The sequence below is a fragment of the Pseudomonas sp. GL-B-12 genome, from assembly GCF_019955895.1.
Classification (GTDB): Bacteria; Pseudomonadota; Gammaproteobacteria; order Pseudomonadales; family Pseudomonadaceae; genus Aquipseudomonas.
Genome location: NZ_JAHBCX010000001.1, coordinates 54,090 through 68,943, shown reverse-complemented (window position 1 = coordinate 68,943; position 14,854 = coordinate 54,090). Strand labels below are relative to the sequence as shown.

Annotated in this window: 13 protein-coding genes and 1 riboswitch; of the genes, 11 read left to right on the top strand and 2 right to left on the bottom strand. The window is 61.1% G+C overall.

The window, feature by feature from the left end:
- Positions 1-83: 83 nt before the first annotated feature.
- Together KGA85_RS00285 and waaA are read left to right on the top strand one after the other, a co-directional pair.
- On the top strand, positions 84-986 hold the full coding sequence (locus KGA85_RS00285) for a LysR family transcriptional regulator (protein WP_223461502.1): 903 nt from the start codon (positions 84-86) through the stop codon (positions 984-986).
- 11 nt (positions 987-997) lie between these two features.
- Complete coding sequence (waaA, locus tag KGA85_RS00280; RefSeq protein WP_223461504.1) at positions 998-2,275, top strand: lipid IV(A) 3-deoxy-D-manno-octulosonic acid transferase; 1,278 nt, start codon at positions 998-1,000, stop codon at positions 2,273-2,275.
- Between the two features lie 83 nt (positions 2,276-2,358).
- Here waaA and KGA85_RS00275 read toward each other — a convergent pair whose 3' ends face one another.
- Positions 2,359-3,798, bottom strand: coding sequence for a TolC family outer membrane protein (locus KGA85_RS00275; protein WP_223461506.1), 1,440 nt, complete (start codon positions 3,796-3,798; stop codon positions 2,359-2,361).
- A gap of 204 nt (positions 3,799-4,002) precedes the next feature.
- Positions 4,003-4,108, top strand: a riboswitch (TPP riboswitch).
- Positions 4,109-4,273: 165 nt separating this feature from the next.
- On the opposite strand from KGA85_RS00275, the gene thiC reads away from it, so the two are divergent.
- On the top strand, positions 4,274-6,163 hold the full coding sequence (gene thiC / locus KGA85_RS00270; protein ID WP_223532254.1) for a phosphomethylpyrimidine synthase ThiC: 1,890 nt from the start codon (positions 4,274-4,276) through the stop codon (positions 6,161-6,163).
- Between the two features lie 188 nt (positions 6,164-6,351).
- Positions 6,352-7,644, top strand: coding sequence for a putative hydroxymethylpyrimidine transporter CytX (gene cytX / locus KGA85_RS00265; RefSeq protein ID WP_223461509.1), 1,293 nt, complete (start codon positions 6,352-6,354; stop codon positions 7,642-7,644).
- On the opposite strand, the gene KGA85_RS00260 is transcribed toward cytX, so the two are convergent.
- Positions 7,613-8,359, bottom strand: a complete 747-nt coding sequence (locus tag KGA85_RS00260; RefSeq protein ID WP_223461511.1) for an RsiV family protein — start codon at positions 8,357-8,359, stop codon at positions 7,613-7,615. The genes cytX and KGA85_RS00260 overlap by 32 nt on opposite strands.
- 226 nt (positions 8,360-8,585) lie before the next feature.
- On the opposite strand from KGA85_RS00260, the gene KGA85_RS00255 reads away from it, so the two are divergent.
- The 7 genes from KGA85_RS00255 (at position 8,586) to KGA85_RS00225 (ending at position 14,854) form a co-directional block, all read left to right on the top strand.
- Positions 8,586-9,203 carry an NUDIX domain-containing protein gene (locus KGA85_RS00255; RefSeq protein ID WP_008016925.1) on the top strand — a complete coding sequence of 206 codons (618 nt, stop codon included), beginning with the start codon at positions 8,586-8,588 and terminating at the stop codon, positions 9,201-9,203.
- Positions 9,194-9,646: a DUF1249 domain-containing protein gene (locus KGA85_RS00250; RefSeq protein WP_007977461.1), complete on the top strand. Its 453-nt coding sequence runs from the start codon at positions 9,194-9,196 to the stop codon at positions 9,644-9,646. Before KGA85_RS00255 ends, KGA85_RS00250 begins: the two co-directional genes overlap by 10 nt.
- Positions 9,647-9,758: 112 nt before the next feature.
- Positions 9,759-10,574 (top strand): 3',5'-cyclic-AMP phosphodiesterase, encoded by an 816-nt coding sequence (gene cpdA / locus KGA85_RS00245; protein ID WP_223461513.1) that lies wholly within the window; start codon positions 9,759-9,761, stop codon positions 10,572-10,574.
- Positions 10,575-10,780: 206 nt separating this feature from the next.
- Entirely contained in the window at positions 10,781-11,389 is a 609-nt protein-coding gene (locus tag KGA85_RS00240) for a YqiA/YcfP family alpha/beta fold hydrolase (protein ID WP_223461515.1), read from the top strand.
- Between the two features lie 50 nt (positions 11,390-11,439).
- Positions 11,440-13,344 carry a DNA topoisomerase IV subunit B gene (parE, locus tag KGA85_RS00235; RefSeq protein WP_223461517.1) on the top strand — a complete coding sequence of 635 codons (1,905 nt, stop codon included), beginning with the start codon at positions 11,440-11,442 and terminating at the stop codon, positions 13,342-13,344.
- Complete coding sequence (locus KGA85_RS00230; RefSeq protein ID WP_223461519.1) at positions 13,344-14,333, top strand: esterase-like activity of phytase family protein; 990 nt, start codon at positions 13,344-13,346, stop codon at positions 14,331-14,333. Before parE ends, KGA85_RS00230 begins: the two co-directional genes overlap by 1 nt.
- Positions 14,330-14,854: a TIGR02281 family clan AA aspartic protease gene (locus KGA85_RS00225; RefSeq protein ID WP_223461521.1), complete on the top strand. Its 525-nt coding sequence runs from the start codon at positions 14,330-14,332 to the stop codon at positions 14,852-14,854. Before KGA85_RS00230 ends, KGA85_RS00225 begins: the two co-directional genes overlap by 4 nt.

Here is a 14,854-nt window from a genome sequence, read left to right as displayed (position 1 = left end):
TGTTGCTCTCTGAGGTCGGCATTCTAGAGATTCGCCAGATGCGGTAAAGTCATTACCTATCTGCTTAGAAGATGGGTTGAGCCATGAACATGCAATGGAATCTGGAGCAGCTGCGGTTGTTTGTCAGCGTAGCGGAGCAGCGTTCGTTTTCTGCCGTGGCGCGGGATCAGCGCAAGGCGCAGTCGGCGGTCAGCAGTTCGATAGCGTTGCTGGAAGAAGACCTGGGTGTCAGCCTGTTCGACCGCAGCAGCGGCCGTCAGCCGAAACTCACTGAAGCCGGCACGGCTTTGCTGGACGAAGCGCGGGAAGTGTTGCGCCAATGCGAACGGCTCAATGGCCGGGCGCTGGCGATGATGCGCGGCCAGGAGGCACGACTGCGTGTGGCGCAGGATGAGGCGATGCCTTATCAACCGATCATCGAAAGCTTCGAGGCCCTGGCGGAAAAATTCCCCAGCCTTGAAGTGCAACTGACCAGCGCCGCCCAAGGCGATGTCGCGCGCAAGCTGGTGGAGCGGCGCGCCGATCTGGGGCTGCTGTTCTTTCACGATCAGATTCCCGAGGCACTAGAGCGGCGGGTGCTGGGCAGCGTGGAAATGGTCACAGTGTGCGGCAAGGATCATCCGTTGGCGCGCAAAGGCGCAGTGGACGGCCAACAACTGGCGCAACATCGGCAGTTGCTGATGTCCACGGAGTCGAGCATTTATCCCGGCAGTGATCCGGCCAGCCCACAGGTGTGGCGTGCCGACAGTTTCTATGTGATGGCCGAATGGCTGGTGCGTGGCCTCGGCTGGGCTTGGTTGCCACGCCACGTGGTGCAGTACCCGACCTATCAGAACCAGATGGTCGAACTGGTCAGCGAATGGACCCCGCCGGCCCTGGTGGTGGAACTGGTATGGCGCCGGGATGAGCCGCTCGGTCCGGCCGCGCGCTGGCTCGCCGAACGTTTTGCCGTGCACTTGCAGGCGATTGGCGAAAAAAGCCGATAAACTCCGCCGCCATGAATAGAACTCTCTACACCGTGCTGTTTTATCTGGGGCTGCCATTGGTAGCGATTCGGCTTTGGCTGCGCGCGCGCAAGGCGCCGGCGTATGCCAGGCGCATCGGCGAGCGCTTTTCCTGCGGGATGCCGTCGATGAAGCCGGGCGGCATCTGGGTGCACGCCGTGTCGGTGGGCGAAAGCATCGCTGCCGCACCGATGATCCGCGCCTTACTGGCGCGTTATCCGGATCTGCCGATTACCGTGACCTGCATGACGCCGACCGGTTCGGAACGCATCCATGCACTGTTCGCCAATGAGTCGCGCATCCAGCACTGTTATCTGCCCTATGACCTGCCTTGCGCTGCCCGGCGCTTCCTCGATCGGGTCCAGCCGAAACTGGCGGTGATCATGGAAACCGAACTGTGGCCCAACCATATCCATCAATGCGCCAAACGCGGGATCCCCGTGGCGCTGGCCAATGCGCGATTGTCCGAGCGTTCGGCCAGGGGCTACGGCCGGTTCCGCAAACTGACTCAGCCGATGCTGGCCGAAATGAGCCTGTTCGCGGTGCAGACCGAAGCCGAAGCCCGGCGTTTTCTTGACTTGGGGGCGCGGGCGGAAACCGTCGAAGTGACCGGTTCGATCAAGTTCGACCTGACCATCGACCCGCAACTGCTGGCGCGCGCCGTTGAGCTGCGAGGGCAATGGCAGGCGCTGGAGCGACCGGTGTGGATCGCGGCCAGTACCCATGACGGCGAAGACGAGGTGGTGCTGGCGGCCCATCGTCAGTTGTTGGTCAATCACCCCGATGCTTTGTTGATTCTGGTGCCGCGTCATCCGGAACGCTTCAATTCGGTGTACGGGTTGTGCCAGCAACAAGGGTTTGCCACGGTCCGGCGTTCCAGCGGCGATGGAGTCAGCGCGAATACTTCAGTGCTGCTGGGCGACACCATGGGCGAGTTGCTGTTTCTCTACGCCTTGGCTGACAGTGCATTCGTCGGCGGCAGCCTGGTGCCGAATGGCGGTCATAACCTGCTGGAGCCGGCGGCCCTCGCTAAACCGGTGCTGAGCGGGCCGCATCTTTTCAACTTCCTCGAAATCGCCGCGCAGTTGCGCAGTGCCGGGGCGTTGCAGGAAGTGGAGGATGCCGAAGGGCTGGCGGTGGCGGTGCAGCGGCTGTTCGAACTGCCACGTGATGCGCAGCGCATGGCAGAGGCCGGGTTGAACGTGATGCGCGCCAATCAGGGCGCATTGCAGCGCTTGCTGGATGGGTTGGGGCGGTTGATCGAGCGTTAGACCGAGTTGTATTCATTCGCGAGCAGGCTCGCTCCCACACTCGAAACGCTGTGGGAGCGAGCCTGCTCGCGAAGCTTTTGCTTTTACTGCTCCGGTCGCGCTTTCAACTGCTCCTCCGCAGCCTTGGCCAGATCCGGCGGCAGGAAGTCCTTGTCCGGGTTGTAGTTTGGATTGAGCCAGCGTGCCAGGACTTGCAGATCCCCGGGGTTCAACGTGCCGGCCTGTTGCTTCAAGCGCAGGTTGTCGAGGATGTAGTCGTAGCGGGTGTTGTTGTAGTCGCGCACCGAGGTGTAGAGCTGACGTTGCGCATCCAGCACGTCGACGATGTTTCGCGTACCCACCTGATAGCCGATTTCAGTCGCTTCCACCGCGCTCTGGTTGGAGATGATCGATTGCTTGCGCGCCTGTACCTGCTCGACATCGGTGTTCACCGCGCGGTGCAGGTCGCGGGTGTTTTCCACGATTTGCCGGCGCAGGGATTCGCGTTGCTGCTCGGTCTGGTCCAGTTGTGCATAGGACTGACGCACCTGGGAGTTGATCAAACCACCACTGTAGATCGGGATGTTCAGTTGCAGGCCAACGGTCGTTTGCTCGACGTTGCCGCCGTACGGCAGGGGCTGGTTGTTCGGGTTGCTGAAGCCCAGTGCGTCGTTGTCGCCTTTCTCGTACTTGGCGATCGCGTCAACCGTTGGCAAGTGCCCGGACCTGCGTTGCTTGAGGGTTTGCTCGGCGGCGCTAACGGCATAGTTGCTGGCCAACAGATTGAGGTTCTGCCTGCCCGCGGTTTCGACCCAGGCCTTGGCGTCGTTCGGTACTGGCGGCAGGATCGGCAAGTTATGGCTGATGCCCCAGATCGAGTTGTACTGGCGGTTGGTCAGGGTGATCAATGCTTCAAAGGCGTCGTCCACCTGGCGCTGCGCAACGATGCGGTTGGCGCGTGCGGTGTCGTAGCTGGCTTGTGAGTTCAATACGTCGGTCTTGTCCGAGAGACCGACATCGAAACGCTCGTTGGATTGATCGAGCTGGCGTTTGAACGCCGCTTCTTCGGCCTTGGTCGAGGCCAGGTTGTCCTGGGTGCGCAGCACGTTGAAATAGCTGTCAGCGGTTTGCAGGATCAGGTTTTGCTCGGTCGCCGAGAGTTGCAGGGCGGCCTGTTCGTTGACTTCCTTGGCGGCCTGGAACTGGAACCAGCGGTCAGCCCGGAACAGCGGCTGCGCCAAAGTGGCCTGGTAGGAATGAGCATCGCGGTTGGACGTGGCGGACGGCTGATCGAGATCCGTACGCACCTCTGAAATATTCGCGCCGCCCGAGAGGTTCGGCAGCAGCCCGGCGCGGGCCTGGGGTACGACTTCTTTCTGCGCGCCGTATTGGGCGATGGCAGCCGCCAGATCGGCGTTGTTGTTGACGGCTTCCTGATAAACGCTGACCAGGTCCGTCTTGGTCGATAAGGGCGCATCTGCTGCCCAGGCCATTCCGTTGGACGCACAAGACACGGCGAGGGCCAGTGAGAGTTTGCGCAGCATAGACGATCCCTAGAATTGATATTACAGAGGTAATTTGAGCGCCAAGGCTAAGGCCCCGCTTTGACAGCGTCAATGCCGGCTCAGCGTAGCGAGTGTAGTTGTGCATCGGGGCTGCAACAATCCTGATACTGCGTGTAATTACGCCATTCATCATGGTATTTGCCGTGGGGTTGGCGTTCTTTGCCAGTTGTGTCTAGACTGGCCGGGTTCTTGTCGGGGTGCCTTGCTATGAGGCTGAGATCGAATAAATTCGGATCCCGTTGAACCTGATCAGGTTAGCGCCTGCGTAGGGAACAAGATTTCTCGTCACCCGGCGAGTCCTCTTGTGCTTCGTCCGGGATGTTGTTCGACAATCGAACACCCCTCGAGCACTGAGCACAGCACAGCTGGCTTTCCCAGCGCCCGTGCGTCCATTCGTTTACAGGTTCGCTCCGACAAAAATCCACTGCCTGGATGTGTGTCTGGAGAGCCCGTGATGACTACAAAAGCAAAAAACGCCACCAACCTGAGTGACTCGGCCAAGGTCGATCAGCAATCGGTTCAGCCGTTTACCCGCTCGCAAAAAATCTATGTTCAGGGCACTCGCCCGGACATCCTCGTGCCGATGCGCGAAATCAGCCTCGACGTGACGCCGACCGACTTCGGCGGCGAGGTCAACGCACCGGTAGTGGTGTATGACACCTCGGGCCCCTACACCGACCCCAATGTCATCATCGATGTGCGCAAGGGCTTGGCCGACGTGCGTTCGCCGTGGATCGAATCCCGTGGCGATACCGAGCGTCTGAGCGGCCTGAGCTCGAATTTCGGCCAGGAGCGCCTTGCCGATCCGGAGCTGACCAAGCTGCGCTTCGCTCACGTCAACAACCCGCGCCGCGCCAAGCCGGGTGCCAACGTCAGCCAGATGCACTACGCGCGCCAAGGCATCATCACTGCCGAGATGGAATACGTCGCCATCCGCGAAAACATGAAGCTGGAAGTGGCCCGCGCCGCCGGCCTGCTGGACCAGCAACACGCTGGCCACAGCTTCGGCGCCAGCGTACCGAAAGTCATCACCCCTGAATTCGTCCGAGACGAAATCGCCCGTGGCCGCGCGATCATTCCGGCCAACATCAACCACACCGAACTGGAACCGATGATCATCGGCCGTAACTTCCTGGTGAAGATCAACGGCAACATCGGCAACAGCGCCCTGGGTTCGTCCATCGAAGAAGAAGTGGCGAAACTGACCTGGGGCATTCGCTGGGGTTCGGACACGGTCATGGACCTGTCCACCGGCAAGCACATCCACGAAACCCGCGAGTGGATCATCCGTAACTCGCCGGTGCCGATCGGTACGGTGCCAATCTACCAGGCTCTGGAAAAAGTCGGCGGCGTGGCCGAAGACCTGACCTGGGAGCTGTTCCGCGACACGCTGATCGAGCAGGCCGAGCAGGGCGTCGACTACTTCACCATTCACGCCGGCGTGCTGTTGCGCTACGTGCCGATGACCGCCAAGCGCGTGACCGGCATCGTCTCCCGTGGCGGTTCGATCATGGCCAAGTGGTGCCTGGCGCACCACAAAGAGAACTTCCTCTACACCCATTTCGAAGACATCTGCGAAATCATGAAGGCCTACGACGTCAGCTTCTCGCTGGGCGATGGCCTGCGTCCGGGCTCGATTGCCGACGCCAACGACGAAGCGCAGTTCGGCGAACTGGAGACCCTCGGCGAGCTGACCAAGATTGCCTGGAAGCACGACGTGCAGTGCATGATCGAAGGCCCGGGCCACGTGCCGATGCAGTTGATCAAAGAGAACATGGACAAGCAGTTGGAGTGCTGCGACGAGGCGCCGTTCTACACCCTCGGCCCGCTGACCACCGACATTGCGCCGGGCTACGACCACATCACCTCCGGTATCGGTGCGGCGATGATCGGCTGGTTCGGTTGCGCCATGCTCTGCTACGTCACGCCGAAGGAGCACCTGGGCCTGCCGAACAAGGATGACGTGAAGACCGGGATCATCACCTACAAGATCGCTGCGCATGCCGCCGATCTGGCGAAGGGTCACCCGGGGGCACAGATCCGCGACAATGCCTTGAGCAAGGCGCGTTTCGAGTTCCGTTGGGAAGACCAGTTCAACCTGGGCCTCGATCCGGACACCGCTCGTTCGTATCACGATGAAACCCTGCCGAAGGATTCGGCCAAGGTCGCGCACTTCTGCTCAATGTGCGGGCCGAAATTCTGCTCGATGAAGATCACTCAGGAAGTCCGTGAGTACGCGGCCAACCAACGGATCGAAGCGGTCGACGTGGACGTCGCCCAAGGCATGGCCGAACAGGCCGAGCGCTTCAAGCAGGAAGGCAGTCAGCTTTACCAGAAAGTTTGATCTGACCTGGGATTGACGGTGCCTTTGGTGCCGTCTTCGCGAGCAAGCCCGCTCCCACATTTGATCTCCTGTGAACACAGATTTTGTGTATGACAGAGGCCAAATGTGGGAGCGGGCTTGCTCGCGAAAGCGCCAATTCAGACACCGAAACTCCCAATAACAAAATGTGTTCCTCTGAGATAACACCCTTGAGCATTCAACCCAGTACTTACTCTCCCGATATCGCGGTGCCGAGCGACAAACGTGTGTTCGGCGGCCGCGATCTGTTTTCCTTATGGTTCTCCCTCGGCATCGGCCTGATGGTGTTGCAGACCGGCGCATTGCTCGCGCCAGGCCTTGGCTTGTCCGGTTCGTTGCTGGCGATTTTTCTCGGCACCCTGGTCGGCGTTCTGCTGCTGGCGGCGGTCGGGGTGATTGGCAGTGACACCGGCCTGTCGTCGATGGCCGCGCTCAAGCTCAGCCTCGGTACCAAAGGCGCGAGCCTGCCGGCGGTGTTGAACCTGCTGCAACTGATCGGTTGGGGTTCGTTCGAAATCATCGTCATGCGCGATGCCGCCAGTCTGTTGGGCGCCAAGGCCTTCAGCGAAGGCAGTCTGCTGTCAAATCCCGTTCTGTGGACGCTGTTCTTCGGCGCACTGGCGACCTTGTTGGCCGTTAGCGGTCCATTGACGTTCGTGCGGCAGATCCTGCGCAAATGGGGTATTTGGCTGCTGCTGGCCGCATGCACCTGGCTGACCTGGAACCTGTTCGCCAAGGCTGACCTGGCCGCGTTGTGGGCCCAGGCCGGTGACGGTTCGATGCCGTTCGCCGTGGGTTTCGACATCGCCATTGCCATGCCGCTGTCGTGGTTGCCGCTGATCGCCGACTACTCGCGCTTTGGCAAACGGGCGAAAAACGTCTTCGGTGGCACCGCCATCGGTTTCTTCATCGGTAATTTCTGGCTGATGAGCCTGGGCGTGGCCTACACCCTGGCGTTCGCGCCGAGCGGTGAAGTCAATGCCTTGCTGCTGGCGCTGGCCGGCGCCGGCCTGGGGATTCCGCTGCTGCTGATTCTTCTGGATGAATCGGAAAACGCTTTTGCCGATATTCACTCGGCGGCGGTGTCCAGCGGGATTCTGTTGCGCGCCAAAGTCGAGCATCTGGCGTTGGCCATCGGCGTTATCTGCACGCTGATTGCCCTGCTGGCGCCGTTGGCCCAGTACCAGAACTTCCTGCTGCTGATCGGTTCGGTGTTTGCGCCGTTGTTCGGCGTGGTGCTGGTGGACCACTTCATTCTGCGCAAGCGCAGCGCCCAGGTGGCCTCGGCCGCACTGCGCTGGCCGGCACTGCTCGCCTGGCTGGGCGGGATCAGCACCTATCATTTGTTGGCCAACCTGTATCCGGATGTCGGTGCAACCCTGCCGGCACTGGTAGTGGCAGGGTTGCTCCAGCTAGTGCTGGGCCGGGCCTTCAGTTACGGCCGGGAAACAGCTCGGGCTTGATGATGCCGTTCAGGCGAGGGTAGGGGATCTTCAGTTCGACATGGCCCAGCGCGTAAGGCGCGATGGTGCTGGTTTCGTACTTGAGGATCACCCCACCGTAGGTCAGCGCCACGTTCTGGGTTTTCTGGAACGGCCAGCTCTTCACGAACTCCGGTTCCTGATCGAGCTTGGTGCTGATCAACCAGCTGTTGTGTGCCACCTGCGCGGCTTTCCAGAACGCGTCTTCCTGCCCCGGCACCAGCATGTCCGACAGCGTCAGCACTTTATGCTGCTGGCGCGAATAGTTGATGAAACCTCGACCTGGGGTGCCATGGGCACCGCCAGTGTCCAGATAGCTGGACAACTCGACGATCACCAAGCCGTCATGCTGCTCACGTACCTTTGCCTGTAAGTAGCTGCTGTTGCGCGGGCCGGCGGTGCGCAAAAACTCTTCGCGATAGGCTGCCAGGGTCGGGGCGACCGGCGCGTCGGGCGAGGTGCGGGTCATTTGCAGCAGGCGTTTTTCGATGATGCCGTCCAGTGCAGGCTCGTCCGCAAAGTGCAGGGTGTCGATGTTGACCAGCGGGCAATCGGGGTTGCTGCAACCGGGCTTGAGTTGCTCGGAGGCGTCGCGGGTGGTTTCCAGCGGCGTCCGGTAGTTGGGCTGGAACAGGCTCGCGCAAGCGCCCAGGGTCAGGGCGATAGCGGCCACGGAGGCGATTTTGAAAAGCGACATGAGCGTCCTTTCTGAAACAGGGGAAGGCAAAAAGTTACCGGCTTCGACTCTCAACAAAGCAGTCAGTTCGCCACTAAGCTAATTAGAGTGGGTTTCGCCCTCACCGTCCATCCCGCTGACGGGAAAGGGGCTGCATCAAACGTCACGGGCGCGTTAGGATGGCGCGAAGTCGAGGCCCAGGAAAAAAAGCAGCCTCGAACAGGATTTGCAGTAAAAGAGGATAGTCATGACGGATTTTGCCAACGCCATTCCGACCGCCGTTGATATCGTGCGGCGCGAAAAGTGCTACGAGGGCTTCTACAAACTCGAACGCGTGCACTTGCGCCACGAATTGTTCGCCGGGGGCATGAGCCGCGAGATCAATCGTGAAGTATTCGTTCGCCATGACGCGGTATGCATGCTGCCTTACGATCCGCAGCGCGATGAAGTGGTGCTGATCGAGCAGTTTCGCGTCGGTGCCATGGGCAAGACCGACAACCCGTGGCTGATCGAACTGGTCGCTGGTCTGATCGACAAGGATGAAGTGCCGGAAGCAGTTGCTCACCGCGAGGCGCAGGAGGAAGCTGGGCTGGTAATCGGGGCGCTCTGGCCGATGCTCAAATACTTTCCATCGCCGGGCGGCAGCAACGAGTTCGTGCATTTGTACCTGGGGCGTTGTGACACCACCGGGGTTGGCGGCCTGCATGGGCTGGAGGAAGAGGCAGAAGATATTCGCGTCACGGTCTGGGCTTTCGAAGATGCCCTGCAAGCCGTGCGCGACGGGCGTATTGCCAACGCGGCGAGCATCATTGCCTTGCAATGGCTGGCTTTGAACCGTGTTGAAGTGAGGGGGTTATGGTCGTAAACAAGCTGCGCGATCGCTATCGGGTGGACCTGGTGGGGCTGCAAGCGTCCTGCGAGGCGAACTACGCACGCCTGATGCGACTGCTGCCGGACATGCGCAGCGAGCCTGCCGCGCGGCGCATCGCCGTGACCCATGGCGACCAGATGCTCGGTGTGCTGGCACTGGAGGTGCTGCTGACCTGTCCTTACACCACGACCCTGCAAGTGCGTCAGGAACACAGCCTGCCCTGGCTGCCGGTGCCGCAACTGGAAGTGCAGGTCTATCACGACGCGCGCATGGCCGAAGTGGTCAGCGCCGAACATGCACGACGCTTTCGCGGCATCTATCCTTACCCGAACGCCTCGATGCACCAGCCGGACGAAAAGGCCCAGCTGAACATGTTTCTGGGCGAATGGCTGAGCCATTGCCTGGCGCTGGGGCATGAGTACGAAGTCGTACGGTAATTGAGCAACGCAGTTGTGAACTGCGTCAGGTTCAACGATTTCCCCTTTCGATCGTCCCCCAGCATAATTGCGGCACTTACCCATCCCCGTGATCACGCCCTGGGAGAACGCCTTGCCGAGCGTATCCACATTGACCACCGCCGATCCGGCGTTGCTGGTGCAACTCTCCGACAGCCACCTGTTTGCCGAAGCGGACGGCGCGTTGCTGGGCATGAATACCCGCGACAGCCTGCAAAAGGTCATCGAGCTGGTGCGCGCGCAACAGCCGCGGATTGACTTGATCCTGGCCACGGGTGATCTGTCCCAGGACGGGACGCTGGAGTCCTACCAGCAGTTTCGCGACATGACGCGCCAGCTCGATGCGCCGGCGCGCTGGATTCCCGGCAATCACGATGAGCCGTGGATCATGGCTGAGGCGGCGGTGCAGAGCGCTTTGCTCGAACCGGTGGTGGATATCGGCAACTGGCGGGTCACGTTGCTCGATTCGGCGGTGCCAGGCTCGGTGCCGGGTTATTTGCAGGATGAACAGCTGCAGTTGCTCGCCCGCTCGTTGAGCGAAGCGCCGGAACGTCATCATCTGGTGTGCTTCCACCATCACCCGGTGTCCATCGGTTGCGCATGGATGGAGCCGATTGGCTTGCGCAATCCCGAGGCGCTGTTCGCCGTGCTGGAGCGTTTCGAACAGGTGCGCGCGGTGTTGTGGGGGCATGTGCATCAGGAGATCGACCAGATGCGCAATGGCGTACGTTTGATCGCCTCGCCCTCGACTTGCATCCAGTTCGAGCCCGGCAGCGAGGATTTCAAGGTCGGGGAACAGGCACCGGGCTATCGCTGGTTGCGGCTGCTGCCCGACGGGCGGCTGGAAACCGGGGTGGAGCGGGTCACCGGGTTTGATTTCACTGTGGATTACGGTTCCAACGGCTACTGATTTTTTCATTTTTTCTGGAAAACCTGGTCGCGCCCTTCGCGAGCAAGCCCGCTCCCACAGGGGGGCTTGTGACCGACGCAGGTCCAGTGTGGGAGCGGGCTTGCTCGCGAAGGCGTCTACACAGACGCCGTGAATTCTGCGGATATCCCCGATTCTCCCGAGTCCCTGTAAACTCCGCCTCTTTAGCCGACGCACAGGGAGCTCAAATGTCCGGTTCGATCCTTTATATCCACGGCTTCAACAGCTCGCCGTTGTCGAAGAAGGCCTGCCAGTTGATCGACGTGATGGAGCGCCTGGGCCTGAGCGAACACTTGCGCGTTCCGGCATTGCACCACCACCCGCGCCAGGCTATCGAGCAGCTGGAGCGGGCGATTACCGAGCTGGGGCGGCCACTGCTGGTCGGCAGCTCGCTCGGCGGCTACTATGCCACTCACCTGGCCGAGCGCCATGGCTTGAAAGCCCTGTTGATCAACCCTGCCGTCAGCCCGCACCGGATGTTCGACGGCTTTCTGGGGACGCAGAAAAACCTGTATACCGAAGAGACCTGGGAAATGACCCACGACCATGTGACGGCCCTGGCCGAACTGGAAGTGCCGGCGCCCCAGGAGCCGCAGCGTTATCAGGTATGGTTGCAAACGGCTGACGAAACGCTGGACTATCGCCTCGCCCAGCAGTATTACCGGGCATGCGCCTTGCGTATCCAGGCCGGAGGCGACCACAGTTTCCAGGGTTTAGCCGGGCAATTGCCGGCCATGTTGAGTTTTGCCGGCATTGGCGCCGATTTGTATCAGGCAATCGATTTCACCGCATTGTGAGCGATAGCCCCATGAATTCTTTTTTCACCGAACACTGACGACGAGACCCCATGGCCACTCCCAGCGCTAGCTCTTATAACGCAGACGCCATCGAAGTCCTCTCGGGCCTCGACCCGGTGCGCAAACGCCCCGGCATGTACACCGACACCAGTCGGCCGAACCACCTTGCCCAGGAAGTCATCGACAACAGTGTCGACGAAGCCTTGGCCGGGCATGCCACATCGGTGCAAGTGATCCTGCATGCCGACCATTCCCTGGAAGTCAGCGACGACGGCCGTGGCATGCCGGTGGACATTCACCCCGAGGAAGGTGTTTCGGGCGTCGAGTTGATCCTCACCAAGCTTCATGCTGGTGGCAAGTTTTCCAACAAGAACTACCAGTTCTCCGGCGGTTTGCACGGTGTGGGTATTTCCGTGGTCAACGCCTTGTCGACCGAAGTGCGAGTGCGGGTAAAGCGTGATGGCAACGAATACCAGATGACCTTCAAGGATGGCTACAAGGCCACCGAGCTGGAAATCGTCGGCACTGTCGGCAAGCGCAATACCGGCACCAGCGTGTTCTTCGCGCCGGATCCGAAATACTTCGACTCCCCGAAATTCTCCATCAGCCGCCTCAAGCACGTGCTCAAGGCCAAGGCCGTGTTGTGCCCGGGGCTGCTGGTCAGCTTTGAAGACAAGGCCACCGGCGAGAAAGTCGAATGGCATTACGAGGACGGCCTGCGTTCCTATCTGGTGGATGCGGTCAGCGAATTCGAGCGCCTGCCGGACGAGCCGTTCTGCTGCAGCCTGGCCGGTAATAAAGAAGCGGTGGATTGGGCGCTGCTGTGGCTACCCGAAGGTGGCGACGCGGTTCAGGAAAGCTACGTCAACCTGATCCCGACCGCCCAGGGCGGCACCCACGTCAACGGTCTGCGCCAGGGCCTGCTCGACGCCATGCGCGAGTTCTGCGAATTCCGCAGCCTGTTGCCACGCGGCGTGAAGCTGGCGCCGGAAGACGTCTGGGAGCGCATCGCCTTCGTTCTGTCGATGAAGATGCAGGAACCGCAATTCTCCGGCCAGACCAAGGAGCGGCTGTCTTCTCGTGAAGCGGCGGCGTTTGTCTCCGGTGTGGTCAAGGATGCGTTCAGCCTGTGGCTCAATGCCAACCCGGAAACCGGCATGCTGCTGGCGGAACTGGCGATCAACAACGCCGGTCGTCGCCTCAAGGCCAGCAAGAAGGTCGAACGCAAACGCATTACCCAAGGCCCGGCGCTGCCGGGCAAGCTGGCCGACTGTGCCGGACAGGACCCGATGCGTTCCGAACTGTTCCTGGTGGAAGGTGATTCCGCCGGCGGTTCCGCCAAGCAAGCGCGGGACAAGGAATTCCAGGCGATCCTGCCGTTGCGCGGCAAGATCCTCAACACCTGGGAAGTCGACGGCAGCGAAGTGCTGGCCAGTCAGGAAGTGCACAACATCGCCGTGGCCATCGGCGTCGATCCGGGCGCGGCGGACATGAGCCAGCTGCGCTACGGCAAGATCTGCATCCTCGCCGACGCCGACTCCGACGGTCTGCACATCGCGACCTTGCTGTGCGCCTTGTTCGTCCAGCATTTCCGCCCGTTGGTGGATGCCGGTCACGTCTACGTCGCGATGCCGCCGTTGTACCGCATCGACCTGGGCAAAGAGATCTACTACGCCCTCGATGAAGCCGAACGCGATGGCATCCTCGATCGCCTGGTGGCCGAGAAGAAGCGCGGCAAGCCGCAAGTCACCCGATTCAAGGGGCTGGGCGAAATGAACCCGCCGCAGCTGCGCGAGACCACCATGGACCCGAACACTCGGCGTCTGGTGCAATTGACCCTGGAAGATTTCGAGGCTACCTCGGAAATGATGGACATGCTGCTGGCGAAGAAACGCGCTGGCGATCGCAAGACCTGGCTGGAGTCCAAGGGCAACCTGGCCGAGGTGCTGGGCTGATGCGTCTGGGCTTTGCCCTGGCCTGTGGGTTGCTGCTGACGTCGATCACGGTATCTGCCGAGCCGGCGCCACAGCTGCGCCTGTTGTCCGGGCATGTCGTCGACGGCATGCGCGGAGGCAACCTGTCCGGGCTGGCGCAGTGCGGTCATGATCTGTGGGCGGTTTCCGACCGCGACGATGACCAGATCTACCGCCTCGATACCAGCGAATCTGCCTGGCAGGCACAAACGGTGCACATCGACGTACCGCTGGTGCCTGACAGCGGTTTGCCTTGGGGGCTGAAGTCTCGCGTCTGGGGGGCTTCGTTCGTGCGTGGCGGTGATCTGGACTTTGAAGGCATCACCTGCGACAGCGCCGGCAATCGTTACATCGTCAGCGAAGGCCATGCCGCTGTCTTGCAAGTGCCGCCAACGGGGCCTGCCGCCTGGCTGAAAATTTCGCCGATGCTGGTTCGCGAGGCACGGGCCAGAGGCCTGCTGTTGCAATTCAATGCGCTGTTCGAAGGGCTGGCGGTCAATCAGGCGGGCGATCAGATGTGGTTCGCCGCCGAGCGGCAAGGCCGGGGATTGCTGATGATCAAGCGCAAACAGACCCTGTGGGAATGCGACGGTGGCTGCGTGCTGCTGAGCGAGGCGGGCATGGAAATGCAGCCCGAGCAGTTTCCCCATGCCGAAGCCGTGCCGCGGGACTTCTCTGACCTGTCGCTGTTCAACGGCAAGCTGTTCACCCTTGAACGCAACGCCTACCAGATCTGCCGCCGGGATCCGCAGACGGCCAAGGTCGAGCGCTGCTGGTCGTACGCCGCCGAGTTGTTGCAGGAAAACCGTCGTTATCCACAGAACTACGGACTGGAAGAAGCGTTGATCGTGGATGCCGACGGCGCCTGGATCGGTGTCGACAATAACTTCGGCGCGCGCGCCGATGGCGAAGTCCGTCCGGTGGTCTGGCGCTTCGCTGCACCGGAAGGTGGCTGGAGTGCCAAGCCATGAGACAACAAACCCCGGGTCAGCGCATCGGCCGGGTGTTTATGGTGTTGGCCTGGTGTGCGGCGCTGTTTCTGGCCACGCGGTTTTTCGGTCAGTGGGAAGCGCGTCAGCAAAATCCGAATGTGGTGGTCAGCTCGGAGCAGGGCGAAGGTTTCATTGAGGTGAAACTGGTGAGCAATGTGCAGGGGCATTTCGTCGTCAGCGGCCAGATCAACGGCCAGCCGGTGGACTTCATGCTCGACACCGGCGCGACCGATGTGTCGATTCCGGCGGACCTGGCCAAGCGTTTGAAGCTCGAAGAAGGATTCGGCGTGACCCTGAGCACGGCCAATGGCCTGAGCCAGGGCTATCGCACCCGTATTGAACGCCTGCAACTGGGCGACATCGTGCTGCGGGATGTACGCGCACTGGTGGCCCCGGGGCTGCATGGCGATCAGGTGTTGCTCGGCATGAGCGCACTGAACAAACTTGAATTTACCCAGCGCGGTGGCACCATGCTGCTGCGCCAGACAACGAACCGATGA